Source organism: Corynebacterium sp. UMB0012 (assembly GCF_030216265.1).
Lineage (GTDB): Bacteria > Actinomycetota > Actinomycetes > Mycobacteriales > Mycobacteriaceae > Corynebacterium.
Window position 1 is genome coordinate 1 of sequence record NZ_JASOKQ010000048.1, and the last position, 1,304, is coordinate 1,304.

Here is a 1,304-nt window from a genome sequence, read left to right on the forward strand (position 1 = left end):
GGACCTGACCCCTGTTTGGTAGACACCTGATATCCAGCCCGGTTGGGTTGGGAAGAAAGGTAATCTACCACCATGCCTAGGTACTCCGAACAGTTCAAACGTGATGCTGTGGCCCTCTACGAAAACAATGAGGACCTCTCACTTCACGCGGCTTCAGCAGAGCTTGGAGTCAATCGTTCCTCACTTTATTCCTGGCTTAAGCAGTACGGCACCGGCAAGCGTGCTCGCACGAAGACCATGCGTGATGAAGCCCAGGCGACGACTGATTCTGAGCGGATCCGCCAGCTAGAAAAGGAAGTCTCTAAGCTTCGTGAAGAACGCGATATCCTGCGTAAGGCCGCGAAGTATTTTGCCGAAGAGACACGCTGGTAATCCGCTTCCAGTTTGTCTATGACCACCGAACCGAATACTCGGTCAAGCGGATGTGCCACGTGTTAAAGCTCAATCGCTCCTCGTTCTACAAATGGGTCAACACCCGCGAAAAACGCAGGTTAAAGACGTATTCCGATGCTCTTATTGGTGCACGAATCAAGACTATCTTCGATGATGAGCACGGGCTTTATGGTGCTAAACGCATCGCTGCAAGCCTCAACGACGATATGGACTTTCCTCCGATAAATCACAAGAAGGTCGCACGCATCATGAAATCCATGGGGCTCAAAGGCTTTAGTAAGCGGCGTCGGTGCATCACCACCAGGCGCAAGCCTGGCCACCGAGTCATGCCAGATTTAGTAGGCCGCAAATTCACCGCGGACAGGCCGAACCACGTCTACGTAGGAGATATCACCTACCTGCCGTGTAAGGGCGGCAAGAACATGTACCTGGCCACGGTCATCGACGCCTACTCTCGCAAACTCGTCGGTCATGCACTCGCTGACCACATGCGGGTATCTCTGGTTATCGAGGCTTTGTCTCATGCCAGAAGAGTCCGCGGAAGCCTTCAAGGGGCAATTTTCCATTCTGATCATGGCAGTGTGTACACCTCACAAGCATTTAGGGACCACTGTGCCCAACTTGGTGTGCGCCAATCCATGGGAGCAGTGGGAACTAGCGCCGATAACGCCCTAGCAGAATCCTTCAACGCCACCTTAAAGCGTGAAGTTCTGCGTGATCGGAAAGTCTTTGACAATCCCGTCATCTGCCGCCAAGAAGTCTTTCGATGGTGCATGCGCTACAACACGCGCAGACGGCACTCCTGGTGCAGCCTCTTAGCCCCCGATGACTTCGAAGCACTCACATCAGCTACACTGACTCAAGCAGCATAGCTAACCCCCGACGTGTCTACTTTCCGGGGGTCAGGCCCC

The 1,304-nt window shown here is 53.6% G+C and carries 1 protein-coding gene; it reads left to right on the forward strand.

Annotated features, from left to right (window positions below):
- Positions 1 to 72 precede the first annotated feature (72 nt).
- Positions 73 to 1,265, forward strand: a protein-coding gene (locus tag QP324_RS11790) for an IS3 family transposase (RefSeq protein WP_284816167.1) whose coding sequence is annotated in 2 segments (ribosomal slippage) — positions 73 to 352 and positions 352 to 1,265 — 1,194 coding nt in all. Because the reading frame shifts where the segments join, the coding sequence is not laid out codon by codon here.
- Positions 1,266 to 1,304: the final 39 nt, after the last annotated feature.